This is a genomic window from Planktosalinus sp. (genome assembly GCF_059864935.1).
On sequence record NZ_JCBCCK010000235.1, the window covers coordinates 1 to 1,532 of the forward strand.

Below are 1,532 nucleotides of genomic sequence, written 5' to 3' on the forward strand. Positions count from 1 at the left end.
GCCATTTCTTTTGCTGTGAGTGGTGCCTGATAACCCGGGAAGGCTTCTTCAAGCATTTCAGTTTGAACGGCACCCAAGGCCAAAACATTGAATGCCGGACCGGTTTCTTTGTATTCTTCCGCTAGAAGCTCAGTAAGCGTGATGACAGCTCCTTTTGCTGAGCTGTATGCTGCCAGACCGGGAAATTTCATACTGCCCTGAATACCTCCCATACTGCTGATGTTCACTACGTGACCGTCTTTTTTCATAAAAGGAAGCATTGCTTTAATCATTTCAGCCACGCTAAAAACATTGACTTGATACACCTTTAAAAAATCTTCGGAAGTTAATCCTTGAAAAGGTTTATTGATAAGTAATCCGGAATTATTAATTAAAACATCTACGTGAGCCCAGTTGTTTTTTACGAAAGAAATGGCTTCCTCGACTTGTTCCCGCTTGGAAATATCACAGGAAATGGAAGTGATATTTTGAAGGTTCAGGTTTTTGCAAGGCTCGTCATTTCGCGAAAGCGTCAATACATTGTGGCCTTCGGCAGCAAATTGTTTGGCGAGTTCAAAACCTATTCCCCGGCTTGTTCCTGTTATAATTATGTTCCTAACACCCGCGAAGGCGGGTGTCTTATTATTGTTATTCACCATTTTAAATTATTTAACCTTTTAATTTAATCAGCAGAATCCGTCTAAAATCCGTGTAATCTGTGATTCACCCTAAAAATAAAAAAATCCCGTCAATAACATAGTATTAACGGGATTAAAATACTTGTCCCCTGTTGGGCAATACAAACAGAAGTTTTTGTTTACTATAAAGGCTTAGTTTTTTTGTGGGATTAATGTAAACCCAATGGCTAGGTTTCGATTGATGTCACCTTTGTTCATACCTCCCCTTTCTATAATGCTATTAATGCTCTCTATATAATCCTCCCCTTGAGAAAAATTGAGTTTTATAAAAGTTTCAGCATTAAAGTGATTACTAACTCTTTTTGTAAATGCCGGACGTACAAACGCATCTGTACTTTCAATAATTTCTCCATTATTAAAGTACCCTATAAGTTCAATGCCAAAAAATAATCCTTCCTGATGCAGTTCGATAAATGCATCTCCTACATTCTCAATTATTTCATCATTGCTAAAACCGCTGATTTTGATTGGTTGGCTGCTATAAATACCTTCTCCGGGAAGTTTATTTTCCTGCCGGTAAATATTAATCCTTATAAAAGCATAGGCATCTTTATAGCTTTTTTCTGCATTTTCAAGCCAATGGTGTTTGTTGGAAAATGGCAAATGTATTTTTTCAAGAAGGGCATTTACATAATTAGTTTCAGGGTACACTAATACCAGAAGTTCATGTTTAGATGAAAGTGGCCAAGAGCCAAATATTCTTGTCGATTTCAAAGGTTTTATAAATTCTCTATTTTCCGGTTTATTGGAAACCACTACTTCATTTAAAGCCCGAACGTTTGGGGTCATAAATAGTGTGTCTTGGATGTTTTTTAAATCATGTAAGCTGAGGTCTAGGGTGTGATACCCCAAATG

At 37.3% G+C, this 1,532-nt stretch carries 2 protein-coding genes; both read right to left on the bottom strand.

The features are described 5' to 3' along the window. The coding region (locus AC6F75_RS08200) for an SDR family NAD(P)-dependent oxidoreductase (protein ID WP_500714518.1) at positions 1-638 on the bottom strand (638 nt) is incomplete at its 3' end. Positions 639-809: 171 nt separating this feature from the next. Continuing rightward, positions 810-1,532 (bottom strand): hypothetical protein (locus AC6F75_RS08205; protein WP_500714519.1); only part of this gene is annotated, 723 nt, incomplete at its 5' end.